The sequence below is a fragment of the Dongia sp. genome (genome assembly GCF_041909655.1).
Taxonomy (GTDB): Bacteria; Pseudomonadota; Alphaproteobacteria; order Dongiales; family Dongiaceae; genus Dongia.
This window is the reverse complement of record NZ_JAYRDA010000007.1, coordinates 1-25449: the sequence shown is the minus strand read 5'-3', so window position 1 is coordinate 25449 and position 25449 is coordinate 1. Positions and strand designations below refer to the sequence as shown.

Below are 25449 nucleotides of genomic sequence, written 5' to 3'. Positions count from 1 at the left end.
ATGTCGCCGCCGAACTTTTTGTCCGGGGCTCAGGTCGTCAGGAAAGCAATGGCCGTGCCAGTTCCCCGAAACACCCTTTTGGAGGACGCCGATTAGAACATGTGGCCGAAGCGGACGGCCTTGGTGCTGAGATAGCGTTCGTTATGGTCGTTCGACGGGAACACGTGCGGAACGCGCTCGGTCACCTCGATCCCGCATTGGGCGAGGCCGGTGACCTTGTCGGGATTGTTGGTCAGCAATCGGACCGCCCCCACCCCCAATTGCCGCAGCATCTCGGCGGCGGGCTGATAAAGCCGCTCGTCGGCGCCGTAGCCCAATTGCAGATTGGCATCCATCGTATCCGCCCCGGCATCCTGCAGCCGATAGGCGCGGAGCTTGTTGACCAGACCGATGCCGCGCCCTTCCTGGGCAAGATAGAGGAGCACGCCCGCGCCTGATTCGGCGATGGCGGCGATGGCGCCGCGCAATTGCGCGCCGCAATCGCAGCGCAGAGAGCCCAGAAGATCGCCGGTGAAACATTCCGAATGCAGGCGCGCGAGGACCGGCTGCGCCGGATCGAGCTTGCCGATGACGATGGCGAGATGTTCCTTGCCGCCATCGCCGGGCCGGAAGGCCACAATCTCGACCTCCTCCGCCCCTTCCAGCGGCACCCGGGCGGAACCCACGCGGCGCAGGCTGCCGGCCGCGTTGCGCCGCCAATAAGCAAGGTCGCGGGCCGCTAGGCGGAAGGCGGGATCGACCCATTGATCGAGAGCCTCGCGCGGTACCAGGACGATGAGCGCCGCCGGCAGCAGGCGCGCCGCCTTGGTAAGCTCGATCGCCCCCTGGCAGAGCGCCGGCGCCACATCCGCGGCGGGCGCGATACCGGCCGAGAGCCAGGCAACGGGTGAAGCGGTCGGATCGGCTACCTGGCGGATCGCCTCGGCGGCAAGCGCGCCGGAGAGCGCCAGCAGCCGGTAATCGCCTTCCGTTCCAGCGACCGGCGCCGGCGGCACCAATCCCTGCTTGACCAGGGCCTCGGCGCGCTCGGCCGTCACGGCGAGGCGGATGCCCTTGCCGACGCCGCCCTGGCCCGTGCCATTGGCGGCGAGCAGGGCCGCGAGCGCCGGCTGTTCCAGCATCTCGGCCGCCAGCACCAAGGCCGCCTCATCGCCCTCCAGCAAGGCCACGGGACCGCCACGGCGCAATTCGGCGGTGGCGCGTTCCATCTGGGCAAGGCATGTCGCCGTCCAGACCGAGGGGTCGAGGGCGGCGGAATCGATCGGCGTCATGGCAGCGAACGGGTCCTGGTCACGTGATTGTTATCGCTCGGGGCGGTCTGCCGCGCGCAGGATGGCGCGGATACGGACCGTGAGAGTGATGGGGCATATGGGGATTTTTCCAAGGTCCGGTCAAGCCCAGCCCCCGTACCAACCAGACCGGACCGATCCATGGAATCCCCCACCGATGCGAGGCCATTTTGAGTAATAATCTTGCCGGTTCCCTTGTTTCCACCCCTCCTCAATGTTATCTCACCCCCAGCAACAGGGGAGTTCCAGCACCCATGAGCCAAACCCATCAGCGCCGTATCCTGCTCGTCGACGACGATGAGGGCCTGCGCAAGACCTTGGCCGAGCAATTGACGCTGGAAGGCGATTTCACCTGCGTCGAGGCAGGCTCGGGCAGCGAAGCCCTGGCGAAGGCCAAGGCCGAGCGGCCGGATGCGATCCTGCTCGATGTGGGCCTGCCCGATGATGACGGCCGCCAGGTCTGCGCCAATCTCCGGAAGGCCGGGATCAACGTGCCGATCATCATGGTGACCGCTTCCTCCGGCGAAGCCGATACCATTCACGGCCTCGACATGGGCGCCAATGACTACATCGCCAAACCCTTTCGCCTGGGCGAATTGCTGGCGCGTCTCCGCGCGCATCTCCGGCAGCACGAGCACAGCGAGGACGCGCTCCTCGCCATCGGCCCCTATGTTTTCAAACCCAATGTGAAGATGCTGGTCGACGAGAAGGCCAACAAGAAGATCCGCCTCACCGAGAAGGAAACGGCGATCCTCAAATATCTTTACCGGGCGGAACAGAAGCCGGTCGGGCGCGAGACGCTGCTGGGCGAGGTCTGGGGCTACAATGCGGGTGTGACGACGCACACGCTGGAGACCCATGTCTATCGCCTGCGCCAGAAAATCGAGAAGGATCCAGCACGGGCCCAGATCCTGCTGACCGATGCCGGCGGCTACAAGCTCATCCCCTGAACGCCAGCGATTCCAACGGGTTGCGATAGGGATATTCCCCGAAAACCGGCTCTGCGCTAGAATGCGCCGGTGATAGCGCAATCAGTACGCGCAGTGTGACGGGCGTCATTTCGCCCGTCCGCGCGGCGTTGTACTTGATGCAGCGTGGCACAGGCCCGGTTCACGAGATCGATCTCGGTCGCATCGATCATGATCGCGTTGAGACCGGGCCGGCCGCGCGCAACACGCCGGAGGATCGGCGGAGCGCCCACCATATCGCGTCGATAGGGGTCGTCATCATGTCGTGCTGGCCAGTTCTGCGGCGTCCAGCCATCTACCTTGACCGTCCGGCACCCACCGCCGGCGGCTTCGTCATGCTGGGCTTTGTCGCCTTGCTGGCATTGCTGGTTCAAGCGCCGGCCGCATCGGCCGAGGGGCCGCGCGTGGCACTGGTCATCGGCAATGGCGATTACGACGACAATATCGGCCGCCTGCGCAACCCGACCAATGACGCCAAGCTGATCGCGCGCAGCCTGGGGCAATTGGGATTCAAGGTTCTGCTCAAGACCGATACCGATCAGAACGAGATGAAGCGCGCGATCCGCGATTTCGGCGAAGCCCTGCGCGATGCGGGACCCGATGCCACCGGCCTCTTCTATTACGCCGGCCATGGCGTGCAGGTGGACGGCACCAATTACCTGCTGCCGATCGGCGCGCATATCGAAGCCGAGGCCGATGTCGAGATCGAGGCGATCTCGGCCGACACCATCCTCAAACAGATGCAATTCGCCGAGAACAAGGTCAACCTCGTCTTCCTCGATGCCTGCCGCAACAATCCGCTGACACGCGGTTTCCGCTCCAGCTCGCGGGGCCTCGCGCGTGTCGACGCGCCGCGCGGCAGCTTCATCGGCTATTCGACGGCGCCGGGCGATGTCTCGGTCGACGGCGATTCCAGCAACTCACCCTACACAGCCGCCCTCGCCGAGGAATTGCTGCGTCCGGGTGCCGCCATCGAAGAAGTGCACCGTGCCGTGCGCCTCCGGGTTCTGCAGGCGACCGGCGACCGGCAGACGCCGTGGGATTCGTCCTCGCTCACCGCCTCGGTCGTTCTGGCATCGTTGGCAGCACCGGTCGCGGCGCCGGCTTCCGCCGCCGATCCGGCCGCGGAGCAGGCGCTCTGGAAATCGATCGAGACCAGCAACAACCCGGCCGTGTTCGAAGCCTATCTGCGCCAGTTCCCGAACGGCATCTATGCAGCACATGCCGCGGTCCGTCTGGAAGCTCTGCGCGGCGGGCAGCCCAGTGTGCCGACAAGTGCGCCGGTGACAAGTGCCGCGGAGCCCGCTGTGGCAACACCGGTCGTCGTCGCAGCGGCGGCACCGGTCGCGCCCGAGACTGAGACCACCCGCGCCATGACCAGCACGCGCTACGTCGCCCTCAAGAATGCCAATATCCGCGCCAAGCCGAATGCCGAGGCGCGCGTCATCGGCAAGCTGAAGAGCGGCGAGACGATCATGGTCATCGGCGAGAACGCCGACGGGTCCTGGCTGCAGGTCGCCGGCGCCGCGGGCGATGGTTTCGTCAGCGCGCCGCTCCTCGCCGCAAAGCCGGAACCGGTTATGCCCGTGGCGGCGCCTGTTGCACCGCCACCACCGGCCGCGACGAAGAATGCCCTGCATATCTCGCGCGAGCTGCGGCCGGAGATCGAGCGCTTTCTCGCCAATTCGCAGACGCTCAAGGGCAATTACCGCTTTCTCGCGGTGAATGGCGCCGGCGACAAGCTGGGTGTCTCGACCAATTGCAAGATCAAGAAATCCGGCTGGGGCGGCTATTCCGCCGAAGGCGGCTGCAACGAAGATTCCGCGCGCCGGGCAGCGATCAATGCCTGCCGCGATGCCGATTGCCGCATCATCTATAACGGCACCGAGAAGGTCGGCGATTTCGAGATCGCCTGGGTCGGCGCCGATGCCCCCGATACAATCGCTGCGGCGGCGCCAGAGCCCGAACCGGTTGTCGCAGAACCGGCTGCGGCCGCGCCGGTCGTGACAGCCAGCGCCGCCGCGCCGACGGAATCCACCTTGGGCGGTGGCGACATCCTGCGCCTGTCCTCATCGCTGCGGCCGCAGGTCGAACGTTTCCTCGCCAATTCGGAAACGCTTAAGGGCAATTACCGCTTTCTCGCCGTCAACCGCGCCGGCACCCAGCTCGGCACCTCGACCAATTGCAAGATCAAGAAATCAGCCTGGGGCGGTTTCTCCGGGACCGGCGGCTGCACGGAAGATTCAGCGCGCAACGCGGCCATCTCGTCTTGCGGCGAGAGCGATTGCCGCATCATCTTCAACGGCACCGAGAAGGTCGGCCGCTTCGAGATCGAGTGGCAGTGACGCGCCTTTAGCCGCGCGGCGCGGATTTGGCGATAAACCCCGCCAGCAACGCCGCCATGGCGGTGATCCCGGCGACCACGAAGGCGGCACCCGTCCAGCCGAGTTCACCCTGAAAGAGCCAGGCCATCAAAATCGGCCCCAGCAGCACGCCGGAATTGCGCCCGGTCATCAGCACGCCATAGGCTTTGGGCCCGACGGCCGCGCCGCCTTGCGCAAGATGATGCGGCAGATGGAAGAAGCAGGCGGGGGCGATCCCGGCACCGATGCCATAGACCACCAGCATGAGGATGCCGGTTCCGCCGGCAAGCCAGGGCGCACTCAGCCAGACGATGCTTTGCATCAAGAGCGCCACGATGAGCGCCGGCAGCAATTTCATGCCGCGTGCCAGCAACCAGCCGGTCGCGATATTGAACAGCATGATGATGAGAACCGGGAGCAGATAAGCGAGGATCGCGGCGGTGTCGCTCAAATGCAGTTCGCCGGTCAGGTATTTGGTGAGCCAGGTCATGAAGGCGAAGAATTGCAGCGCCCAGAGCAGAAAGATGCCGGCGCCGATGACGAGCGCGCGCTCGGTCTTGCTGCCGGGCAGGCTGGCGCTCTGCATCCCGGGCCGCGTGAGCGGTCCCAGGGAAGCCCGCGCGGCCCAGCCCGCCAGGGCAAGCGGCAGGATGAGGGCGAGATTGATCAACCAGAGTGCCTGCCAATCGGCGCCGATGAGCGCCAGAAGGCCCGCCAGCAATTGGCCGATGGGAATCCAGGTGGCGATGAGACCGGTCACCAGCCCCAGATCGCGCCGCGCCGCCGCCTGATTGGCGATGACCGGACCGATAAGGGCGAAGATTGCGAAGGTCAATCCTTCGATGCCGCGCCCCAGCAGCATGAGCGGCCCCGATTGCGGCGCCGCGAGGCCGATGAGAATGCCCAGGGCCGCGAGGACGAGACCGGCGAAGAGCGCATGCAAGATGGCGCGGCGCTCGAGCAGGCGGCCCAAAGGTGCCGAGGCAATCAGCCCGACCAGGGCGAAGACCGACATGAAGCCCGCCGCCATATCGGCGTCATGAGGATAGGTGGCGAGGAAGGCCGGCAGAACCGGCGGCAGCTTGAACTGGAGATAGGCGCCAAAGGCACTCACGGCGACACCCAACGCCACCAGCGGCCAGCGCGTGCGCTCGGAAACGAGGTGGGTTTCTGGGGCAGAAGCCATTAACCTTACTTTCTTCTTTTGCCCAAAAGAGGCCCCCCAATGGCGGCTAGGCGCGCATCCCACCCGGATGGACCACACGGTTTAGCGCACACGGGGCAAAGCAAGCCAGGGCAAACGTTTAATCCACCGACTTTGCAATCGGCCCAAAGAATGCCATCATCCGCCCCGGCCGGGTCGCGGAGGTGACGCCCGGCTTCGGGATGGCGGTCTTGGCTTGCGGGGACGCCGAATAAGGAACGAGTGTGTTGTCGCAATCTGGTGGTTCTTCGGCTGGTCCCAAATCGGGTCCTTCCCTGTCGGGTCCGTTATCCGTGCGTTTCTGGGGAGTTCGCGGCTCCCTCTCCTGCTCCGGTCCCGAATATGTGCGCTATGGCGGTAATACGTCGTGCCTGGAAGTGCGCGCCGGGCCGCATGTGCTCGTCTTCGATGCCGGCACCGGCATTCGCGGCCTCGGCCGCAAGCTGGCCGAGAATGGCGCCTGCGAAGTCGACCTCTTCTTCACCCACACGCATATCGATCATGTGGTGGGCATGCCGTTCTTCTCGCCGCTCTATCAGCCGACCAGCAAGATCCGCGTCTGGGCGGGGCATCTGAAGCCGCATCGCACCTTGAAGGAATCGCTTTCCGGTTTGATGAGCGAGCCGTTCTTTCCGGTGCCGCTCGAGATCTTCAGCGCCAAGCCCGATTACCATGACTTCATCGCCGGCGAGACGCTGGAGCCGCGCCCGGGCCTGAAGATCCGCACCTGCCCGCTCAACCATCCCAACGAGGCGACCGGCTACCGCATCGACTGGCAGGGAAAATCAATCTGCTACGTGACCGATTGCGAACATGCGCCGGGGAAGCTCGACGGCGCCATTCTTGAGCTCATCAAGGGCGCCGACATCTTCATCTATGACAGCACCTATACCGAAGAAGAATTTCCGCGCTTTGCCGGCTGGGGCCATTCGACCTGGTCGGAAGGGGCGCGCCTCGCCGATGCGGCGGGAGCCAAGCAATTGGTGATCTTCCACCACGATCCCAGTCATGACGACGATTTCATGGACGGCATCGCTGTTGCCGCCAACGCGCAGCGGCCTGGAACGGTCGTGGCGCGCGAAGGCCTTGTGCTGACGCCTTAAACATCCATGCTGGATCTGATCGTCCGCGCCGATGCACCGGGAACGACGACCGGTTGGGCCGAGCTCAACGGCGAAAATTTCCGCTGCGCCTTGGGTCGCGGCGGCATCCGCGCCGACAAGCACGAAGGCGACGGCGCAACACCAATCGGCCGCTTTCCCTTGCGCCGCGTGTTCTTTCGCAACACGGCGCCCAAGACCGCTTTGCCCCTGGCCGCGATCTCGCAACAGGACGGCTGGTGCGATGCGCCGGACGACATCGCCTATAACCGCGCGGTGATTCTGCCCTATCCCGCTAGCCATGAAAAAATGTGGCGCGCGGATCATCTCTATGACCGCGTGCTGGTGATCGGCCACAATGACGATCCGGTGGTGCCGGGCATGGGCAGCGCGGTCTTCGTACACCTTGCCCACGAAGATTACCGCCCAACGGAAGGCTGCGTCGCCTTCGCCAGCGCCGATCTCGAGAAAATACTGGCGCGTCTATCGCCGGCAGATCACGTCACGATCCTGGCGCCCTAGCGCGTCAGCTCCACGGCCCGCGGCGGCTGCGTTCGATGGTGGGGCGGCGGCCGCTTTGCGGAATCGAGGAGGCGCGGGTGGGTCGCGCTGGTGCGCGCGGCCGATCGAAGGTCATGCCGGCACCCGATTCCATCGCCAGCAGACGCTCGATGCGGTTCTGCACGGCGGGATGGGTCGAGAACAGACTGTCGCCGGCGCGGCCATGGAGCGGATTGACGATGAAGAGATGCGCCGAGGCGGGATTGGCTTCGGCGACATTGTTGTCGATCACCGCCGCCCCCTGGGAAATCTTGGCAAGCGCGCTCGCCAGCGCCCGCGGCTGGCCGCTGATCTCGGCGCCGATGCGGTCGGCCTCGTATTCGCGGCTGCGGCTGATCGCCATCTGCACCAGCATCGCCGCCAAGGGGGCGAGCAGCATCACCGCGAGGCTGCCGATGGCGCCCAGGGGATTGTTGCGGTCATCCCGCCCGCCCATCAGCCCGGTGAACATCAGCATATTCGCCACCATGCCGATGGCACCGGCGAGGACGGCCGTCATGGTCATGATGAGCGAATCGCGATTCTTCACATGCGCCAGTTCATGCGCCATGACGCCGGCCACTTCCTCGCGGCTGAGGCGGCGCAAGAGGCCGGTGGTGGCGGCAACCGCCGCGTTTTCCGGATTGCGGCCGGTCGCGAAGGCATTGGGCTGGTCCTGGTCGATGATATAGACCTTCGGGGCAGGCAGGCCGGCGCGTTGCGCCAATTGTGCTACGATCGCCTCTAGTTCATGACCGTCGGCGGGCCTTGCGCCATACATCCGCAGCACGATCTTGTCGGCGTTCCAATAGGCAAAGAGATTCATCGCCAAGGCAATGCCGAAGGCGATCAGGATGCCGCTCTGGCCGCCGGCCACATAGCCGACCGCCAGGAAGAGGCCGGTCAAGGCGGCCAGCAGCAAGGCGGTGCGTGCGTAACCCATCGTCTGAATATCCTCCTCGATCAACCCGGTGGGACATGTCCATCCGTCGGGGATTTAGATTGCCCCGCCCCCTGGTGGAATCAAGACCCGGCAGCTTGAAGGGGGGCGGCGGAGGCTCTATCGTCCCGGGCATGAAAAAGACACCCGATCGCGAGACAACCAGGCCCGGCGCCGCGGAAGCTCAGCCAGCAACGCCCAGGCCGGACCAGCCGCCCCGCAAGCCGGCACCGGAATTCGGCGGCCCCAGCGGCCCGGAACCGACCCGCTATGGCGATTGGGAGCGGAACGGCCGGGTCAGCGATTTCTGAGCCGGAACCACGCACCGGAACCACGCATCAGAACCACGCACCAGAACCACGCAATTGTGAGTGGCCAGGACAGGGCGGCGAATTTAGGTTGAGTTCATGTTGAAGCCGCTTCTTTTCCTTCTGGCGATGCTGGCCTGCGGCGCCGGGCCGGCCCAGGCGCAGAGCCAGCCCGGCCCGGGGCTCGGTCTGGTGCAGCCCTTTTCCGGGCCGCTGCAGACACCCGGCGGCACCATGCCCGGCGGCTCGCTACCCGATCCCGTGCATATGGTGCCGCCCGCCCCCGCCACGATCCTGCGGCCGCTCACCGCGGCAAAGCCCGTGGTGGTGGAGCTCTTTACCGCGGAAGGCTGTTCCTCCTGCCCGCCGGCGGATCGGTATCTCGCCGACCTCGCCCAGAGGCGCGACCTCCTCGCCCTCTCCTTCCATGTCGATTACTGGGATTACACCGGCTGGCAGGACCGCTTCGCCGCCCCCGCCTTTGGCGCGCGGCAGCATGCTTATGCCAAGGCCAAGGGCGAGAACATGGTCTACACGCCGCAGATCGTGATCGCCGGCGCCCTTCCCATGCTGGGTTCGGACCGGGTGGCCGTGGAAGCGGGCCTCCGCGCGGCGCGCAACCGCAAGGTCATGGCCGAACCAGTGCTGGCCAAGGATGCAGGCGGCGACATCCGGCTGACCTTGCCCGCGACACCGCTGTCGGTTCCGGCCAGCCTGTGGTTCGTGACCTTCACCCATCGCGACCAGAGCGATGTAACCGCGGGCGAGAATAACGGCCAGCGCGTGGTCAGCGTCAACATCGTCCGCACCTTGCGCAAGCTGGGACAATGGCAGGGTGGCGCGCTGACGCAATCCATTCGCCTGACGCCGGAGGAGATGGCGGCGGCCCCCGATGCCTGCGCCATCATCGCCAACGAAGCCGAGTTCGGTCCCGTGGTCGCGGCGGCGGCGTGGAACTTCCGGGATCTCTACTGAGCGCTGAAAGCGGGCCGGCCGGCGATCGCCGCCGAGACACCGCCCGAAACCTTCTCATAGCAATGCTGTGCCAGCGCCTTGCGGGAGCCGAAATCGGCGATCGTGACGGGTGGATGAAACTCGACCACGACACGGACTCGCGACAGGCGGCTGAAATTCCACAGATGCGCACCCAGCGTCATGTCGCCATACCAGGCCAGATAGGGGCGGTTGGCATGCCCCATCGGCAGCGCACCCATGCCGACATAGGCGACCGAGACCGGCTGCACGGTCAAAGGCCGGCCGCGCACTTCGCGCTCGGCGACGCTGAAGAGGGCGGAGCGGAACGGCAGCACGCGGTTGCCGTCATTCGAGGTGCCTTCGGGAAAGAGAATGAGATCGTCGCCGAGATCGAGCCGGCGCTGCAGATCGTCGCGCTGCTGATGGGTGCTGTGGCGGCGCCGATCGACGAAGACCGTGCGCTGCATCTTGGAAAGCCAGCCGAAGACCGGCCAGCGAGCCACTTCGCTCTTGGCGACGAAACTGCCGGTGATCAGCGAGCCCAGGATCGGGATGTCGAGATAGGAGCCATGATTGCTGACGAAGAGTGTCGGATGCGTCGCCGCGAGCGCCCCGCGCACTTCGACATGAATGCCGAGAATGCGGCAGGTCATGCGGTGATAGAAGCGCGGCAGCAGGCTGGAGGCCTTGCGATGCACCGGGAGGAGGCCGAGTTGCAGCGGCGAGAGGCCGAGCGTCAGGCTGAAATAGGTGGCAAGGCGCGTCACCGCGCGGAGGCTTGAGCCTGGATCGAGTTCGAAGCGCCGCGAGACGGCGCGACGCGCAAGAGCTGGCGGGCGCCGCTTCTCCGGCGCTGGCGTCACGGCCGGAAGGCTGCTCTTCTCCATGCGCTAGGCATCGCCGCCGTAATCGGGGCGAGTGTAATGCTTCATGTATTTGTCGGTGACCTTGGCGGTCACCACGACGATCGAGACATCGACCGAGCCGAATTCATGATCGATCACCGCCCCGTCGCCGACATAGCCGGAAAGACGCAGATAGCCCTTGATGAGCGGCGGCAGGGAGGCCAGCGCCCGCCGCTCGTCGATCTCGGACAAGGGCATCATGTTCATGTCGACATAGCGATCGGGGAGTGCACGCGGCCGGAACTCGGCCGGTGCCAGATGCCGGTGATGGAGATAGGAAAGCGCCATGCGGTGTGCATTGGGATCGATGCCGGGAAAGCTGGCGCAACCGAACATGATCTCGACCTTGTGGAAGAGGATGTAATCGGTGATGCCCTTCCACAGCAATTGCATCGCCATCTTGGTGCGGTAGGCGGGATCGACGCAGGAGCGGCCCAATTCCAGAATCTCGCCCGGGCGATTGACCAGAGGCGAGATGTCGTATTCGGCAATCGAATAGAACCGCCCGGCGCGCCGCGCCGCTTCGCGCCGGAGCAGGCGATAGGTGGCGACGATGCCCTTGACGCCGGACCCGCGCGAGCGGTCGACGACGATCAGGTGGTCGCAATAGGGATCGAAGGCATCGAAATCGCGTTTGAGGCGCCGCATTTCGGCACTGGGGAGAGCGCCCATTTCCTCGTAGAAGACCCGATAGCGCAATTCCTGCGCGGCCAGGATCTCGGCCTCGGTCTCCGCCAGGCGCGCTTCCAAATCACCGACGACAACTTCGACCGGCCGTTCGCGACGGGCCGCCGCCACATTCATTTTTCGCCGCCCCCGCCGACGATGCGCGGCTTGCCTTTCGGCATGTCGCCATCGCTCTTGCCGTTTTTGTCGATCGGCACGGCATAAAGTTCGAGTCGATGGCCGACCAGGCGATAGCCGAGTTCGGCCGCGACCCGGTGTTGCAATTGCTCGATCTCGTTATTGGTGAATTCAATGACGCGGCCGGACTGGATATCGATCAGATGGTCGTGATGGTCGTCGCGCGCCTCTTCATAGCGCGCGCGGCCGTCGCCGAAATCGTGGCGCTCCAGAATGCTCGCCTCTTCGAACAATCGGACCGTGCGATAGACCGTTGCCAGCGAGATGCCGGGATCGATCTCGGACGCCCGCTTGTGGAGCAATTCCACATCGGGATGATCCTGCGCTTCCGACAGAACCCGGGCGATGATCCGACGCTGGTCGGTCATCTTGAGGCCCTTCTCGATACAAAGAGTTTCAAGACGCGATGGCACGCTTTCCTCGCTTGTGAGTCGTGTTTGCCGCAAATTCAACACTTCCAGTCAGGTTATTCGCCACCCACTGGCAAAGCCAGCCGGCGCCCGGCGACTCAAACCGGTTTTCCGGTTTATCAGGACCGTGGCGCAAGGACCAGCAAAACAGGATCGGCGGCGGGATGCCAGTTCTATTGCGGGGAAATTCGTTAACGGGGGGCGGCGAGCCGGGGCGGGCTGAGCCTAGGTCCGGCGGGCTGGCCTGCGCTTGCGGCCATTGCCGCTGCCCCGCCCCAGACCGAATTCCCGCGCCAGGGATGAACGCTTCTTGGCGTAATTCGGCGCCACCATCGGATAATCCGCCGGCAGGCCCCATTTCTGGCGGTATTGCTCGGGGGACATGTTGTAGGCGGTCCGCAAATGCCGTTTCAGCATCTTCAGTTTGATGCCGTCTTCCAGGCAGATGATGTAATCGGGCGTCACCGATTTTTTGATCGCAACGGCGGGCTCGCCGGCATTGGCCGGGTTTGAGCGGGAGGTCGGATCGAGCGAACCGCTTTGCGCCAACGCCTGGCGCGTCTCGGCGATGAGGCGCGGGATGTCGGCCATGGCGACGGTGTTATGTGACAGATATGCGACGACGATTTCCGTCACCATCGGCAGCAACGGGTCGTTCTTCTGCGCGTCGGTCATCGGCCTCGGTTCCTCTTTCGGACGGCGTGGCGCCTCTCAATGGGCGGCACCGGCACGGCGGAAATTAGCGAGCGTCACGGGGAATGGCAATGAAACGCGTGCCAATATTTCGCTTACTCACACGTATTTCCAGGTTCTTCATCAGATTTAGGCTGAATATTGCCGGGACTGAGAAATCGTTCGTAAATAATCGCATCCACGCCGGGGGCGTAATAGTTCCGCCGCCGCCCGCAAGGGGTAAACCCGGCTTTTTCGTAGAGGGCGATTGCGGCGATATTGGGGGCGGCCACTTCCAGCACCGCCCGCCCCGCCCCGCCGCGATCGGCGTGATAGAGCAGGGCCAGCAGCAGGCGATGGGCGAGGCCCCGTTTGCGCCAGCGCGGCAAGAGGGTGAGCAGCAACACCTCCACCTCGTCCCCGGCGGCCAGGATGAGGCCGAAGCCCACCGGTTCCATTCCCGCCGCGCCCGGCAAGGCAATGATGAGACCGAAACTGCCCGGCATGGCCAGGATCTCGGCGAAGGATTGGCGCGACCAGGGGCGGTCCCAGGATTCCTTGAAACCTTCCTGATGCAGCAGCGCCAGCAGATCGAGATCGAAAGGCGTCACCGGCCGCAGGATGGCTGCCGCCTGCGTTGACAATTCCGGTGCTGGATCGATCGCGGCCGGTGCCATGGCGCCCCCTAGCCCGCTTTGGGCAGCGAGACATCGGGCTCGCGCAGATAGAAGGGCATGGGCGCCACCTGGAAGCGCCCGTCGATCTCGGCGGCAAGATCCAGCAAAGCAGTGGCATCGCTGCCGCCGGGCTGGATTTTGCAACCTTCCGGCCAGGCCCCCTCTGGCCGTCCCTCCTCTGGCCGTCCCCCCTCTGGCCATCCCTGGGTCCAGAGCGAAAGGCCGTCGCCGGTGATCGTGGCGGGAGAGACTCGGGCCAGCAAGGCGGCGAGGCCGGCTTCATCCAGCAGGATGGGCGTCGCGCGAAAGCCGAGATCGGGCCCCAGCCAGGCGGCATAGGGCTCGCTGCGGCGGCTGTCCAGAAGGACGACGATATCGCCGCCCTCCCGTATCGCCGGGGGCAGAGCGACGGCGCTGGCCTGGAAGCTGGAGAGGCCGATCACCGGCACCTGGAGTGCGAGGCCCAGCCCGCGCGCGGTCGAGAGTGCGATGCGCAGGCCGGTGAAACCGCCGGGGCCGATGCCGACGGCGACGGCATCGATCGCCTGCATGGCAAGGCCGGCCTTGGCCATGACCGCGGCGATCATCGGCACCAGGGCAATCGCCTGGCCGTGTTCCATCGCGCGGTTTTCAGCAGCAAGAATCTCAGGCTTGCTGGCGGTCATGCGGCCCAGCGCCACGGAACAGGTATTGCCGGCGGCCTCAAGGGCCAAGACGATCTGCCCCGGCCGCAAGGCCACTTTCCGGAACGGGGCGCCTTTGCCGCCACCTTCCGCCCCGCTTGCTTTGGTCTCGCCCGTCATGCGGATTGCCACCCTTTCTTCCTTAGGCTAACAGGGGGTTTAGAACCCTCAGCATCGGGTGGCAAGATGAGCCTCGTGGAAATCACCGCGCCGGAATTCAATGTCGACATCGCCCTCGCTTACGCCACACCGGAAAACCTGACCGGCGCGCCGATCTATACCCAGCCGATCTGCTACCTGCATGAGAAGGCGGCGGAGCTGCTGAAAAAAGCGGTTCATCTGGCCGAACCGCTGGATCTCAGGCTCAAAATCTTCGACGCCTATCGCCCGAGCGAGGCACAGTGGAAATTGTGGCACGCTTTGCCCGATCCCGAATTCGTCGCCGACCCCCGGCGCGGATCGCCGCATAGCCGGGGTGTCGCCATCGACCTCACCCTCATTGATGCGCAGGGTCGCGAACTCGACATGGGCACCGGCTTCGACGCGGCAATTCCCGCTTCGCATCACGCCTCGACCGAGGTCAATGTCACCGCCCAGCGCAACCGCTTCATCCTGCTTGGCATCATGATGGCTGCCGGCTGGGACAATTACAAGAACGAGTGGTGGCATTACCAGATGTTCAATGCGCGCGATTTCCCGCTGGTTGAGAATGCCACACTCGCCCGCCCGATGATGTAACGTCCCCGCGACTTATTGGTGATCTCGCCTGCCCATCCACCGGCGCGGATGGGACCAGCGAACCGATTAGCGAACCGATTAGCTAATCGATTAGCTGGCGGATTTCCGCGGTTTTTCGGATGCGGCAAACCCGGCTCATTTCGTCGCCTGCAGGATGGTGTTGATAAGCCGGTCGCAGGCGATCTTCGCGGCATTGCCGGGCTCGATCAGCGGGATGGGGACGCCCTTCCCCAGCGAGATGTCGGGATCGCGGATCTTGCCCGAGATGAGGAGCGGCGCGTCGATATCAAGGAGGCTGAAATCCTTGGCATCGGCTTCCACCTGCAGCGTCATAGTTTGCAGCCGGAGATCGGTCTTGCCGGAGAAATAGAGCACGGAATCGGTGGTGTCGACGACCACCGGCGCCATCTCGGCGATACCCGCGCTCACATCGATCTTGCCGGCGGCACAATTGATCGGAATGCGGTTGTCTTCCGTCACATAGAGAATCAGGGCCTGGCCGAGATCGAGGCCGATCAGTTCCACCAGCAGCCAGCTGACCGAGCCGCCATGCATGACCAGGCGCAGATCCCCGTCGGCGGCGCCCATGACGTCAGCAAGGGATGTGCCGCGCCCGTCGAGCTTCACCCGGCCGTCGATCTTGCCGTCGGTTGCGTCGAAATAGGGCGATTCCTGGAAGAAGGTGCCGAGATTGAGCTGCCGGAGGCCGAGATCGGTCGATACCGCCGCAGGCTCCGCATTCGAATCCAGCGTGATCTGGCCGCTGACCATGCCTTGCGCGAGGCCGAGCTCGAAGGGTTCAAGGGTCGCGACACCGTTTTCGATCACCACATGGCCCTTCAGCGACGTGACGGCGAGATAGCTTTCCGAGCGCACTTTCTCGGCGGTCAGCTTCACGTCCATATCCATCACCTTCAGCTTTGCGAAATTGAGCGGCATGTCGGGAAAGATGTTGTCGCTCTGCGCCAGCTTCTCGGCGGTTTTTTCCTGCGCCTTCGAGGCCGTCTCATCCGTATCCGGCGTGGCGCCGATGAGGGGGCCGAGATCGTCGAAATCCAGCACCCGTGAGAAGAGATCCGCATCGACCCGCGGTCGTTCCGGGCCGTAATCGATGCGCACATCGCCGGCAAGGTCGCTGTCGCCGACGATGCCATCGAACTGCCGGAACGCCCAGACCTCACCCCTGCGCTGCAATTGTCCGGTCAGGTGATAGGGCGGCGTTGGCGGCGCTGGCACACCGAGGACCGGAAATACCTCGGCGAGGTCCGGCCCCTTTAGGTCGAGCTTGAGATCGGCGCCCTGCAACGCAATCGGGTCCGCCATCGTGCCTTCGACCGCGATTTCGGTGGCGCCGAACTTGATCGCGAGCTTGAGGGGATAGGGCCGGTCGCTGTTCTTCAGCATGGCGAAGGAACCGCCGTTGAAGGCGACAATCAGCGGCCTTTCCTCCAGCCTGCCTTTGCCCGCGAATTTGACCGATTCGGCCCCATCGGCTTCGCCGGTCGCGAGGCTGAGTTCACCATCGATCAGAAGCTTCCGCGCATCGTCGCGGTATTGGAGAATGCCGTCGCTGATCTCGACGAAATCGAGGGCCGGCATTTCGTCGCGCTCCTCCGGCGCCACGGTCACCGCGGCCTGGCTCACCACCGGCTGCGCGCCGAAAGACCAGTTGACGGCGCCGTCCGGGTGCTTTTCGAGATACAGCCGCGGCGCGGCAAGAGCGAGACGCGGCAACACGATCTCGCCCCCTAGCAGGGGCCACATCTCGATATCCAGCGACAGCCTCTCCGCCTCCAGGAAATTCTCCTGATGCGCCCAGGCGACATTGGCGACCTTGAGGCCGGCGAGATCGATATGGGTGACGCGTCCCCAATCGATATTGGCATCGGTGATTGTGATCTCGCGTCCGAGGAGCGCGCTGGCCCGCGCCGTCGCCTCGCGCAATCCGGCCGCAGAATTGAGGTAGATGAAGAGGCCGGCGAGGGCGATGCCGAAACACAGCAGGAGGACGCCAAGAAGGATACCGACGACCTTCAGGGCGCGGCGCATGGCATCAGCCGATGCTGCCCGTGACGGGGAGGACGATACCGTTGATGTAGCTGGAGCAGCAGGGTGCCGCCAGGAAGACGTAAGCGGGGGAGAGTTCGTCCGGCTGCGCGGGCCGCTTCATGTCCGTGCCGGCGCCGAAATTCCGGATGTCGTCCGGCGCCTTGTCGGCCGGGTTGAGCGGCGTCCAGACAGGACCGGGTGCCACCGCGTTCACGCGAATGCCCTTTTCCAGCAGATTGTGGGCGAGCGATTTCGTGAAAGCGTGGATGGCGCCCTTGGTGGCGGCATAGTCCAGCAATTCTCCGCTGCCCTCGAGACCGACGACCGAGCCGGAATTGATGATGGCAGCGCCCGACGGCATTTCCGGAACTGCCGCCTGGGTCAGATGGAACATGCCGAAGACGTTGGTGCGGAAAGTCTCGTCCAGGCGGTCCTCGGTGATCTCGCCAATCTCGTGGGCATGGAGCTGGAAGGCCGCATTGTTCACCAGGATGTCGATCCGGCCGAAACTCTCCACGGTCTTTTTCACCACCTGGCGGCAAAAATCCTTGTCCCGGATATCGCCCGCGATGAGCAGAGCACGCCGTCCCTCGCGCCGAATGTGATCGCAGGTCACCTGCGCATCGCCATGTTCGTTGAGATAGACGATGACGACATCGGCACCCTCGCGGGCATAGAGGACAGCGACGGCGCGGCCGATGCCGGAATCGCCGCCGGTGACAATCGCCACCTTGTCCTTCAGTTTTTCACTGCCCTTGTAATCCGGCGCCATGAATTCCGGGGCGATGCGAAGATCGCTTTCCACGCCGGGCTTTGCCAGGACATCGTCGGGCAAAGGTGGCGTGGGACGGGCGTTGGGTGCCGCCACCTCGGCCGCGCCATCCGGCGTCTCGGCCTGGCGCGCCGAATCCTGCGTCAGTTGCGCCTGGTGCATCTCCTCCTGACGGCGGGCGATGGCATTGATGTGGTCGGCTGCGGATGGGTTGCCCATGAGTACCTCCGGGGTCAAATCGAGAAGGGCCATCCCCAAAAAAGCATCCCCTGAAGGCGCAACGCCGCGTTGCCTGCGCCGTTCCCTGTTGGGGGCTAGCCGCGCTCAGTGCCAATCCGGGTGGGCCGGTCCAGGCGCGTCAATTGCCGGATTCCATCGGACCAACTGAGCGGCAGCGCCGCCTCTGTCACCGCAGCGTAGCGACTTTCGATCTGGCCGACGAACCAGCGCTCTTGCGGGGCAAGCGCCCGGGCAATGCCGGTGTGATTCATATTCCGCCCGGTTGTGTCATCGAGGCGGGCTGCGTTGAGTTTCACGCGATAGATCATGCCGTCATCCCGGCCAGGCTGTTCCGAGCAGGGAGAGAAGATAGGCCGAGCCCAACGCGGTCAACAGATAGGCGCCGATGGTCTGGGTCATCACAGGTCTCCCATTCATGATCGAACCAGAAATGACGCGCGGCGCCGCGCGGGGACACGGCGCCGCTGTCGTCATACCCGCTTAGTGCCAGTAAGGCGGCACGCCGAAGAGGCCGTGGACGCGGTTGCCCCATTCCGGATCGTTCTCCGCCTCCACGCCATAGACCGGCGCCTGGCGCAGAACGTCGTCGGTGGCGTCGACCACATAGCCGCCTTTTTCGACGTCATAGGTGAGAACGCTCCAGGGCAGCGCGCGGCGCTCGGCACCGATGCCGAGGAAACCGCCGAAGGTCACGACGGCATAGGCAACCTTGCCGGTCCGCTTGTCGATCATGACATTTTCGACCTCGCCGAGATTGTCGCCGCGGCGGTTGTAGATGTCGGTGCCATGCACCTTGTCGGCGGAGATGAGAGAGCCGGTCTCATCCTTCTTCAGCCTGTCCTGACGATTTTCCATAGATGTCTGCATGGGTTCCTCCTTGCGGTTGTGCCTCCCTAACAGGATGGCGGCGGCGTTTGTTCCGTCGCGAAGGGCGCAAAGGGGGAATGTCACAGCAGGAAGGGGGGCGTCAGCCCGATTTGCGCGCCGATCTCTTGCCGAAAACCAATTGCCGCAGGACGACCGGCAGCATCAGCGCGATGCCGATCAGTGTCGCAATGAGGTCGGGGGCAATCAGCAGCAATGCCGCAACCACCAGCAGCAGGCGTTCATAGGCACGCAACGGCGCAAAGAGCCAGTTGGAGACGGCCGCCGCCAAGGCCCAGATTCCCAGCATCGCGCCGATCGCCGCCAGGAAAAAGGCACTCCAGGTGAAGCCCTCGGTGACCAGAAGGAGCGAGGGCGAAAAGGCAAAGACAAAAGGCACCAGAACCTTGCCCATGCCGAGGCGGAAGGCCGTGTTGCCGGCCTTGAAGGCGTTGGCGCCGGCGATGCCCGCGGCGGCATAGGCGGCAAGCGCCACGGGCGGCGTGATATCGGCCAGAACGCCGTAATAGAAGACGAAGAAATGCGCGACCAGCGGCTGCACACCGAGCAGGCCCAGGATCGGCGCCGCCACGGCGACCATGATGATGTAATTGGCCGTGGTCGGGATCCCGCAACCCATCAGCACGCAGACCACCGCCGTGAGCAGCAATGTGAAAAGCAATGTGAGGGTCGGCACCGACATCACATCGAAGGGCAGGATGGCGAGCCAGGCGGAAACCGTCGTCGCCCAATCGGCGGCCATGCCCGTGACCATATAGGCGATCTTGAAGCCGACGCCGGTCAGCGTGACAACGCCGATCACCACGCCCACCAGCGCGGCCGCCGCGGTCACCGAGATCGATTGCTTGGCGCCGAGGATGAAGCCTTCCCAGACACCATGCGCCGCCTGCCGCAAACCGGCCCGGATGCCGTCTTGCGAGACCGATTGCCAGACCAGCACCGCGATACAGGCGGCGATCGCCCAGAAGGCCGCGGCAAAGGGCGTGCGACCGCTGAGCAGCACGCCGATCAGCAGGACCAGCGGCAGCAAAGTGAGCCAGCCCTGTTTCAGCACCCGCCAGGCATTGGGGAGTTCCTCGCGGCTCAAGCCCCTGAGGCCAAGGCGCCGTGCCTCGAGATGCACCTGCACCAGCACGCCGAAGAAATGCATGAAGGCCGGCACCAGCGCCGCGGTGAGAATGGTGGTGAGCGGGACGCCGAGATATTCGATCATCAGAAAGGCCACGGCGCCCATCACCGGCGGCGTGATCTGCCCGCCGGTCGAGGCCGCGGCTTCGACCGCCGCCGCGAAATGCCGGGGATAGCCGACGCGGATCATGGCCGGGATGGTGAGGGCGCCGGTGGTCACCGTATTGGCGATCGAGGAACCCGAGATCGAGCCCAGCAGAGCCGATGACAACACCGCGACCTTGGCCGGTCCGCCGGAATAGCGACCCGCCGCCGCGGATGCGACGTCGATGAACAATTGGCCGAGGCCGATCCGCGTCGCCATCACGCCGAACAGCACGAAATGAAAGACATAGGTGGCGATCACGCCGAGCGCGGTGCCGTAGATGCCCTGGCTGGTCAGATAGAGATGATTGACGATGTTCGACCAACTGGCGCCGGGATGCACCAGGACGCCCGGCATGGATTGGCCAAAATAGGCATAGGCGATAAAGAGAAGGGCGATCACCGGCAGCGGCCAGCCCATAGAGCGGCGCGTTGCTTCCAGGAGGACGAGGATCAGCACCGTTCCCATGGCGATGTCGATCGGCAGCGGATCGCCGACACGGAAGGCCAGTTGATCGTAGATCCAGGGCACATAGAGCGCCGCAATGGCGCCGGCGATTGCGAGCGCCCAATCCAGAAGCGGCAATCCCAAGGGCGCCAGCAGGCCGGCGCGGGTCTGCCGGCGCGAGAAGGCCGAAAAGCTCAGGAACGCGAGAAACAAGGTGACCGCCAGATGCAGCCCGCGATGCGTGGTGGCGCGCGGTATGCCGAAGCCGGCGGTATAAAAATGATAACAGGAAAGAAGAAAGAGCAGCAGTCCGGCAAGGACAGTCAGCGACCGGCCGAGTCTGCGGAAGCGCAATTCGGGATCGAACTTTTCCTCGATCGCCTGCAGCTCGTCGGCTGTCAGGCCATGAGGAACATTGTCGTCGCCGGGACGGGGTTGCTTGCTCATGGCAGGCGCGTCAGCGATGAAAGCGGGGCAGCCACAATTCGGCCCCGCTTTCCGCCGATCCTATTTCAGCAATCCGGCTTCCTTGTAGAAGCGTTCGGCGCCCGGATGCAGCGGGATGCCGACACCATCGAGTGCCGTTTCCTTGCGGATCTGCTTGCCCTTGGCATGGCCCGCATCGAACAGCTTGCGCGTGTTGTCGTTCCACAGCGCCTTGGTGATGCCATAGATCAGTTCTTCCGGCTGATCCGTGCTGGTCACCCATTGCGCGCCGACCGAGAGCGTCGTCACATCGGCACCGACGCCTTCATAGGTGCCGGCCGGCACCAGATCGGCCGCGAAGAACGGATATTTCTGGCGAATCGCCGCAGCGGCGTCGCCATCGATCGGCACCAATGTCACGTCATGCTGGCTGGCCAGTTCGGCAATGGCGCCGGCCGGATAGCCGCCGACGAAGAAGAACGCGTCCATGGCCCCGTCGCGCATGCGGTCGGCCGCCTGATCGGGCTTCAGGAATTCGGCTTCGACATCGCTTTCGCTGAGGCCGTAACCTTCCAGGATGATGCGCGCATCGACCAGCGTGCCCGAGCCCGGCTCGTCGAGCGAGACGCGCTTGCCCTTGAGATCGGCGACACTCTTGATGCCGGCATCGGCACGGGCCACCAGATGGATGCTTTCCGGATAGAGATTGGCGATGGCGGCGAGCTTGGTCACCGCGGGCTTCCCGTCCCAGATGCCGGTGCCGGTCTGCGCCCAGGTGGCCACGTCCGATTGCGCGAAGCCCGATTCCAGCGAGCCGCCGGCAATCGCGTTCACATTGGCGACCGAGCCGTTCGAGGCAAGCGCCGAAGCGACCAGCCCCGGCACGCCGCAGGAGCCGCCTTCTTCGCAGGCACGGGAGCCGGGCGGGTTGGAGATCGCATTCGCGATCAGACCGCCGATCGGATAATAGGTGCCCGCCGTACCGCCGGTGCCGATGCGGAAGAAGTTCATCTCCTGCGCATGGACCACGCTGGCGGCGAGGCCGCCGGTGGCGAGGCCAAGGGCCACGGCAATTCCCAAAAAGGATTTGAATCGTCGGGTCATTCGCTGTCTCCGATGTCTAGTGTCTTGCGGATTGATTTGAATTTTCGTTATGCCCGACGGTGTCATGGCAACACTGGCGACGGGAAGTCACGGACGATGAGTCATGCTCGCCCGGCTGTCGAGTTTAGGCAGCGGCGTGCTTGCATGGCAAGCACCGATCTACGCGGAATGGAAGTTGCCGCTCAAGTGATTCGGTGAGGGCGATCCGACCTATTCGATTCTGCAGGCGAAATCGAAGGCGAGACGCGGATTGCGCGGATGGAGCGTCGCGGGATTGCCGTAGCCGATATTGCAGATGAAGTTAGACTTCCAGTGTGTCCCGGCGAAGAAGGCGTCATCGATCTTCACCTTGTCGAAGCCCGACATCGGGCCGCAATCGAGGCCGAGCGCACGGGCCGCCAGCATGAAATAGGCGGCCTGGAGCGAGGAATTGCGCAGGGCGGTTTCGGCGATCGCCGCGGGTTTCCCCGCGAACCAGGAACGCGCCTCGGGATCGTGAAACTGCGTCCCGAGCTGTTCGTAGAATTCCATGTCCATGGCAAAGATCGCGGTGACCGGCGCCGCCATGGTCTTCTTGCGATTGCCTTCGGACAAGGCCGGCTCCAGCTTCGCCTTGGCTTCCCTGGAGCGCACGAAGAGAATGCGCAAGGGCTGGCAATTGGCGCTGGTCGGCCCCATGCGCGCGAGGTCATAGGCCGCCTGCAAGGTGGCGTCCTCGACCGGGCGGTCGAGGAAATGCGAATAGGTCCGCGCGGTGCGGTAGATGAGGTCGAGCGCCACATCGTCGACCAGGCTGGGTGCAGTTCGGTTCATCGCGGCAAGTTCCCCTTTGAACGAGAAAAGGGGCGCTCCGGAAAGCGCCCCCTTCAATAAAGACCGTCAGACGCGCGAAAGCCTCAGACGGGACGCACCTCGAGCACTTCCGGCACGTAATGACGCAGCATGTTCTCGATGCCCATCTTCAGCGTCGCCGTCGAACTGGGGCAACCGGAGCAGGAACCCTGCATATGGAGATAGACGACGCCATCCTCGAAGGAATGGAACACGATGTCGCCGCCATCCTGGGCCACCGCCGGACGCACGCGGGTCTCCAGCAATTCCTTGATCTGGATGACGATCTCGTCATCCTCGTCGCTGCCGCCAGAAGCCGGCGCCACGTCGCCCCCGCCCAGCACCCCATCATCGCCCAGCATGACCGGCTGGTTGGTGGTGAAGTGTTCCATGATGACACCGAGCAAGGCCGGCTTCAGCAGCGACCAATCCTTCTCGTCCGCCTTGGTCACGGTGACGAAATCGCCGCCGAGGAAAACACGGCGCACGCCGTCGATACCGAAGAGGCGGGCCGCCAGCGGCGAACGTTCGGCACCTTCGGGACGCGCGAAATCGGCAGTGCCTTCGCCCATGACGTCGCGGCCGGGCAGGAATTTGAGGGTCGCCGGATTCGGCGTCTCTTCGGTTTGAATGAACATGGCGGAACTCCGCTGCAGAAAAAGGATGCGCGCAGCACGCCTGCACGCTTTCTCCCAGAAGGTAATGCTGGGCGCCGCGTCTTCAACCCTTATTTTTCTGTGGCTTAGGCGCGTATTGTCACGGAGCTGGCGGAATTCCGCCCAAAGATGGCCACAAGAAGCGGCGCATCCTCTCCCCGCGCGGTTTGCATTTCTCTTATGCCGCGGGTGTTGTTACATTGTTCCTGTAAAAAGGCATTTGATCCCGAGACTTATGCTTCCCATATCAGCGTCCGAGACGAGGGCGCCACAGAATGGATGCCAAAGTGGGCGGGTGATGGGCGGATAATGGCGGCGAAGATTCAGATAGCCAGCAATGACGACGATCTTTCCGACGGCCTGTTGCGGCCGATCGGGTTCGAGGGTGTCGGATTGCGGCATCCCGGCCCGGCCGCCCCCATGGTGGCCCGCGCCATGGCCGGCGAGGATGCCTGTCTCGGCTGCCCGGCGGTGGAAACCGCTTTCCGCTGGATGCTGGACGAGGGCCGTCTGCTGCCCGATCTCGGCGATTTTGTGACCGGCATCGCCCGGCAATTGAGCGAAGCGGGATTTCCCCTGCTGCGCTTCTTCGTCTCGGTCCGCACGCTGCATCCGCAAATCGCCGCCATCGGCTATGTCTGGGGCCGTGGCGATACGCAAGCCAATCGCGTCGCCCGCGACCACGCCGTTCTCACCAGCCCCGAATTCATCGCCTCGCCCTTGCGCATTCTCTATCAGGGCGAAGTCAACGAGATCCGCCGGCGCCTGACCGGCCCCGAAGCCGCCAATGATTTCCCGATCCTCGAGGATATGAGGAAGCAGGGGGCGACCGATTACGCGATCTTCGCCATCCGCCTGCCGGGTGGCGTGCGGTCCTCGGTCTCGATCACCTCGGATGCGCCGGACGGCTTCAGCGAGATGCAGATGACGGCCTTCCGCACCCTCATCCCGCTGCTCTCGCTCATCATCGAAGCGCGGGAATGGGCCTATATCGCGCGCTCGCTCATGCATGTCTATCTCGGCAACAATGCCGGCGAGGCGGTGCTCTCGGGCCAGATCCAGCGCGGCGATGCGCGCACCATCGCGGCCGCCATCTGGTATTGCGACTTGCGCGGCTTCACCCAGATGTCGAACGAATTGCCGCGCGATCTGGTGATCGCCACACTCAACGATTATTTCGACACGGTGGCGCGCCCCGTGATCGCGCGCGGCGGCGAGATCCTGAAATTCATCGGCGATGCCATGCTGGCGATCTTTCCCATGCAGGACGATCTTGACCGCGACGGCAAATGCCGCATCGCCCTCGATGCCGCGATGGCGGCCCTCGACGGCCTCCGGGATCTCAACGAGCTGCGGGTTGCGACCGGCCAGCCGGCGCTGAAAGTGGGCATCGGCCTCCATTGCGGCTCGGTCTCCTACGGCAATATCGGCGCCGCGCAAGGCGAGGATGCCAGACTCGATTTCACCGTGATCGGCCCGGCGGTCAACCTTGCCACCAGGATCGAGACGCTCTGCCCCACGCTCGACCAGCCGCTCCTCGCCTCGAAGCAATTCGCCTCGATCTGCGGCTCGGAGCTGAAGCATCTCGGCGCCTATCCCTTGCGCGGTTTCGCCGAGAACCAGGACGTCTACGGCCTGCCGGATTGAAGCCGGCGGTGTGGACAAGGATGCGAGCTCGGATTGTTACCAGCATCGTAGGCGCGGTGTTGTAGAGCGCCTTCAGTTCCTTCGACAATCCGGCAACCGGAATCTCTTTGGCGAGTTGATCGATCACTGGCCGATCTCGTGGCCGTAGACGCCGGGGAGTTCTTCTGGGGCGAGCTTGCTTGAAAGACCTATGTCCTCCGGCATCCTGGAATAGCGATCTACAGTGACACGGCCGACGGTGTTTCCGGGGAGCGCAACGCGCGCAATCGGTTTGCCAGTTCCTGCCTTTGCGATGGCGTCAAATTCTGTTGGCGAGAGGGCTTCGTCCGCTCCGCCAGCCACGCGGCGGCCCACAATTCGATTGCCGATTTCGAGGGGGTTTCCGTCGATGTCGTGGGTGAGGTTTCCGGCTGCGTCGGTTCGGTAGCCATCGGGATAATCCTTGCTGAACGGCCTTTGAACTTGCGGACCATCATACAGTTT

General features: G+C 64.3%; 26 protein-coding genes. 8 read left to right on the top strand and 18 right to left on the bottom strand.

Features of this window, described 5'->3' with window-relative positions; translation table 11 throughout:
- Window positions 1-92: 92 nt before the first annotated feature.
- Window positions 93-1271, bottom strand: a complete 1179-nt coding sequence (gene ribA, locus ACE3PR_RS15130; RefSeq protein WP_374373529.1) for a GTP cyclohydrolase II — start codon at window positions 1269-1271, stop codon at window positions 93-95.
- A gap of 272 nt (window positions 1272-1543) precedes the next feature.
- Between ribA and ACE3PR_RS15125 the strand changes: the two genes are divergently transcribed.
- Window positions 1544-2239 (top strand): response regulator transcription factor, encoded by a 696-nt coding sequence (locus tag ACE3PR_RS15125; protein ID WP_374373527.1) that lies wholly within the window; start codon window positions 1544-1546, stop codon window positions 2237-2239.
- 137 nt (window positions 2240-2376) lie between these two features.
- Window positions 2377-4602, top strand: a complete 2226-nt coding sequence (locus ACE3PR_RS15120) for a caspase family protein (protein WP_374373525.1) — start codon at window positions 2377-2379, stop codon at window positions 4600-4602.
- Window positions 4603-4609: 7 nt separating this feature from the next.
- Here ACE3PR_RS15120 and ACE3PR_RS15115 read toward each other — a convergent pair whose 3' ends face one another.
- The gene (locus ACE3PR_RS15115) at window positions 4610-5806 is read right to left on the bottom strand and encodes an MFS transporter (protein ID WP_374373523.1); all 1197 of its coding nucleotides are present in this window, start codon (window positions 5804-5806) and stop codon (window positions 4610-4612) included.
- A 311-nt stretch (window positions 5807-6117) separates the two neighbouring features.
- Here ACE3PR_RS15115 and ACE3PR_RS15110 point away from each other — a divergent pair, with 311 nt between their 5' ends.
- Entirely contained in the window at window positions 6118-6927 is an 810-nt protein-coding gene (locus ACE3PR_RS15110; protein WP_374373521.1) for an MBL fold metallo-hydrolase, read from the top strand.
- A gap of 6 nt (window positions 6928-6933) precedes the next feature.
- Window positions 6934-7446 (top strand): L,D-transpeptidase, encoded by a 513-nt coding sequence (locus ACE3PR_RS15105; RefSeq protein WP_374373519.1) that lies wholly within the window; start codon window positions 6934-6936, stop codon window positions 7444-7446.
- 4 nt (window positions 7447-7450) lie between these two features.
- Here the strand turns inward: ACE3PR_RS15105 and htpX are convergent, their stop codons facing one another.
- The gene (gene htpX, locus ACE3PR_RS15100) at window positions 7451-8407 is read right to left on the bottom strand and encodes a zinc metalloprotease HtpX (RefSeq protein WP_374373517.1); all 957 of its coding nucleotides are present in this window, start codon (window positions 8405-8407) and stop codon (window positions 7451-7453) included.
- A gap of 131 nt (window positions 8408-8538) precedes the next feature.
- On the opposite strand from htpX, the gene ACE3PR_RS15095 reads away from it, so the two are divergent.
- Window positions 8539-8715, top strand: coding sequence for a succinate dehydrogenase assembly factor 4 (locus tag ACE3PR_RS15095; RefSeq protein WP_374373514.1), 177 nt, complete (start codon window positions 8539-8541; stop codon window positions 8713-8715).
- Between the two features lie 96 nt (window positions 8716-8811).
- Window positions 8812-9687, top strand: coding sequence for a DUF1223 domain-containing protein (locus ACE3PR_RS15090; protein WP_374373512.1), 876 nt, complete (start codon window positions 8812-8814; stop codon window positions 9685-9687).
- Here ACE3PR_RS15090 and ACE3PR_RS15085 read toward each other — a convergent pair.
- The 6 genes from ACE3PR_RS15085 to tsaB form a co-directional block, all read right to left on the bottom strand.
- A complete protein-coding gene (locus tag ACE3PR_RS15085; RefSeq protein WP_374373510.1) occupies window positions 9681-10574 on the bottom strand; it encodes a lysophospholipid acyltransferase family protein in 894 nt (297 codons plus the stop codon). The two genes, ACE3PR_RS15090 and ACE3PR_RS15085, sit on opposite strands and share 7 nt — an antisense overlap.
- A gap of 3 nt (window positions 10575-10577) precedes the next feature.
- On the bottom strand, window positions 10578-11396 hold the full coding sequence (locus ACE3PR_RS15080; protein ID WP_374373507.1) for a GNAT family N-acetyltransferase: 819 nt from the start codon (window positions 11394-11396) through the stop codon (window positions 10578-10580).
- On the bottom strand, window positions 11393-11869 hold the full coding sequence (locus ACE3PR_RS15075) for a Fur family transcriptional regulator (RefSeq protein ID WP_374373505.1): 477 nt from the start codon (window positions 11867-11869) through the stop codon (window positions 11393-11395). The genes ACE3PR_RS15080 and ACE3PR_RS15075 overlap by 4 nt, the downstream gene beginning before the upstream one ends.
- A 222-nt stretch (window positions 11870-12091) precedes the next feature.
- Entirely contained in the window at window positions 12092-12541 is a 450-nt protein-coding gene (locus tag ACE3PR_RS15070) for a MucR family transcriptional regulator (protein ID WP_374373503.1), read from the bottom strand.
- 113 nt (window positions 12542-12654) lie between these two features.
- Window positions 12655-13215: a GNAT family N-acetyltransferase gene (locus tag ACE3PR_RS15065; RefSeq protein ID WP_374373501.1), complete on the bottom strand. Its 561-nt coding sequence runs from the start codon at window positions 13213-13215 to the stop codon at window positions 12655-12657.
- An 8-nt stretch (window positions 13216-13223) separates the two neighbouring features.
- The gene (tsaB, locus tag ACE3PR_RS15060; protein WP_374373499.1) at window positions 13224-14030 is read right to left on the bottom strand and encodes a tRNA (adenosine(37)-N6)-threonylcarbamoyltransferase complex dimerization subunit type 1 TsaB; all 807 of its coding nucleotides are present in this window, start codon (window positions 14028-14030) and stop codon (window positions 13224-13226) included.
- 54 nt (window positions 14031-14084) lie between these two features.
- Between tsaB and ddpX the strand changes: the two genes are divergently transcribed.
- Window positions 14085-14636: a D-alanyl-D-alanine dipeptidase gene (ddpX, locus tag ACE3PR_RS15055; RefSeq protein WP_374373497.1), complete on the top strand. Its 552-nt coding sequence runs from the start codon at window positions 14085-14087 to the stop codon at window positions 14634-14636.
- Window positions 14637-14771: 135 nt separating this feature from the next.
- Here the strand turns inward: ddpX and ACE3PR_RS15050 are convergent, their stop codons facing one another.
- From ACE3PR_RS15050 to ACE3PR_RS15015, 8 genes are all read right to left on the bottom strand, one after another.
- Window positions 14772-16685 (bottom strand): AsmA family protein, encoded by a 1914-nt coding sequence (locus ACE3PR_RS15050; protein ID WP_374373495.1) that lies wholly within the window; start codon window positions 16683-16685, stop codon window positions 14772-14774.
- A 4-nt stretch (window positions 16686-16689) separates the two neighbouring features.
- Window positions 16690-17676, bottom strand: coding sequence for an SDR family oxidoreductase (locus tag ACE3PR_RS15045; protein WP_374373493.1), 987 nt, complete (start codon window positions 17674-17676; stop codon window positions 16690-16692).
- 95 nt (window positions 17677-17771) lie between these two features.
- On the bottom strand, window positions 17772-18005 hold the full coding sequence (locus ACE3PR_RS15040) for a hypothetical protein (RefSeq protein WP_374373491.1): 234 nt from the start codon (window positions 18003-18005) through the stop codon (window positions 17772-17774).
- Window positions 18006-18177: 172 nt separating this feature from the next.
- Window positions 18178-18564: a PRC-barrel domain-containing protein gene (locus ACE3PR_RS15035; protein WP_374373488.1), complete on the bottom strand. Its 387-nt coding sequence runs from the start codon at window positions 18562-18564 to the stop codon at window positions 18178-18180.
- Window positions 18565-18664: 100 nt separating this feature from the next.
- Complete coding sequence (locus ACE3PR_RS15030; protein WP_374373486.1) at window positions 18665-20749, bottom strand: TRAP transporter permease; 2085 nt, start codon at window positions 20747-20749, stop codon at window positions 18665-18667.
- 60 nt (window positions 20750-20809) lie between these two features.
- Complete coding sequence (locus ACE3PR_RS15025; RefSeq protein WP_374373483.1) at window positions 20810-21832, bottom strand: TAXI family TRAP transporter solute-binding subunit; 1023 nt, start codon at window positions 21830-21832, stop codon at window positions 20810-20812.
- A gap of 210 nt (window positions 21833-22042) precedes the next feature.
- Window positions 22043-22645 carry a malonic semialdehyde reductase gene (locus ACE3PR_RS15020; protein ID WP_374373480.1) on the bottom strand — a complete coding sequence of 201 codons (603 nt, stop codon included), beginning with the start codon at window positions 22643-22645 and terminating at the stop codon, window positions 22043-22045.
- 83 nt (window positions 22646-22728) lie between these two features.
- A complete protein-coding gene (locus tag ACE3PR_RS15015) occupies window positions 22729-23301 on the bottom strand; it encodes a NifU family protein (protein ID WP_374373478.1) in 573 nt (190 codons plus the stop codon).
- Between the two features lie 327 nt (window positions 23302-23628).
- Between ACE3PR_RS15015 and ACE3PR_RS15010 the strand changes: the two genes are divergently transcribed.
- Window positions 23629-24966 carry an adenylate/guanylate cyclase domain-containing protein gene (locus ACE3PR_RS15010; protein ID WP_374373476.1) on the top strand — a complete coding sequence of 446 codons (1338 nt, stop codon included), beginning with the start codon at window positions 23629-23631 and terminating at the stop codon, window positions 24964-24966.
- Window positions 24967-25089: 123 nt separating this feature from the next.
- Here ACE3PR_RS15010 and ACE3PR_RS15005 read toward each other — a convergent pair.
- Window positions 25090-25449 (bottom strand): hypothetical protein (locus ACE3PR_RS15005; protein ID WP_374373474.1); only part of this gene is annotated, 360 nt, incomplete at its 5' end.

Coding starts and splice junctions, on each gene's coding strand:
- ribA (WP_374373529.1), bottom strand. CDS start 1,271: ATGACGCCGATCGATTCCGCCGCCCTCGACCCCTCGGTCTGGACGGCG.
- ACE3PR_RS15125 (WP_374373527.1), top strand. CDS start 1,544: ATGAGCCAAACCCATCAGCGCCGTATCCTGCTCGTCGACGACGATGAG.
- ACE3PR_RS15120 (WP_374373525.1), top strand. CDS start 2,377: ATGCAGCGTGGCACAGGCCCGGTTCACGAGATCGATCTCGGTCGCATC.
- ACE3PR_RS15115 (WP_374373523.1), bottom strand. CDS start 5,806: ATGGCTTCTGCCCCAGAAACCCACCTCGTTTCCGAGCGCACGCGCTGG.
- ACE3PR_RS15105 (WP_374373519.1), top strand. CDS start 6,934: ATGCTGGATCTGATCGTCCGCGCCGATGCACCGGGAACGACGACCGGT.
- htpX (WP_374373517.1), bottom strand. CDS start 8,407: ATGGGTTACGCACGCACCGCCTTGCTGCTGGCCGCCTTGACCGGCCTC.
- ACE3PR_RS15095 (WP_374373514.1), top strand. CDS start 8,539: ATGAAAAAGACACCCGATCGCGAGACAACCAGGCCCGGCGCCGCGGAA.
- ACE3PR_RS15090 (WP_374373512.1), top strand. CDS start 8,812: ATGTTGAAGCCGCTTCTTTTCCTTCTGGCGATGCTGGCCTGCGGCGCC.
- ACE3PR_RS15085 (WP_374373510.1), bottom strand. CDS start 10,574: ATGGAGAAGAGCAGCCTTCCGGCCGTGACGCCAGCGCCGGAGAAGCGG.
- ACE3PR_RS15080 (WP_374373507.1), bottom strand. CDS start 11,396: ATGAATGTGGCGGCGGCCCGTCGCGAACGGCCGGTCGAAGTTGTCGTC.
- ACE3PR_RS15070 (WP_374373503.1), bottom strand. CDS start 12,541: ATGACCGACGCGCAGAAGAACGACCCGTTGCTGCCGATGGTGACGGAA.
- ACE3PR_RS15065 (WP_374373501.1), bottom strand. CDS start 13,215: ATGGCACCGGCCGCGATCGATCCAGCACCGGAATTGTCAACGCAGGCG.
- ddpX (WP_374373497.1), top strand. CDS start 14,085: ATGAGCCTCGTGGAAATCACCGCGCCGGAATTCAATGTCGACATCGCC.
- ACE3PR_RS15050 (WP_374373495.1), bottom strand. CDS start 16,685: ATGCGCCGCGCCCTGAAGGTCGTCGGTATCCTTCTTGGCGTCCTCCTG.
- ACE3PR_RS15045 (WP_374373493.1), bottom strand. CDS start 17,676: ATGGGCAACCCATCCGCAGCCGACCACATCAATGCCATCGCCCGCCGT.
- ACE3PR_RS15040 (WP_374373491.1), bottom strand. CDS start 18,005: ATGATCTATCGCGTGAAACTCAACGCAGCCCGCCTCGATGACACAACC.
- ACE3PR_RS15035 (WP_374373488.1), bottom strand. CDS start 18,564: ATGCAGACATCTATGGAAAATCGTCAGGACAGGCTGAAGAAGGATGAG.
- ACE3PR_RS15030 (WP_374373486.1), bottom strand. CDS start 20,749: ATGAGCAAGCAACCCCGTCCCGGCGACGACAATGTTCCTCATGGCCTG.
- ACE3PR_RS15025 (WP_374373483.1), bottom strand. CDS start 21,832: ATGACCCGACGATTCAAATCCTTTTTGGGAATTGCCGTGGCCCTTGGC.
- ACE3PR_RS15020 (WP_374373480.1), bottom strand. CDS start 22,645: ATGAACCGAACTGCACCCAGCCTGGTCGACGATGTGGCGCTCGACCTC.
- ACE3PR_RS15015 (WP_374373478.1), bottom strand. CDS start 23,301: ATGTTCATTCAAACCGAAGAGACGCCGAATCCGGCGACCCTCAAATTC.
- ACE3PR_RS15010 (WP_374373476.1), top strand. CDS start 23,629: ATGGCGGCGAAGATTCAGATAGCCAGCAATGACGACGATCTTTCCGAC.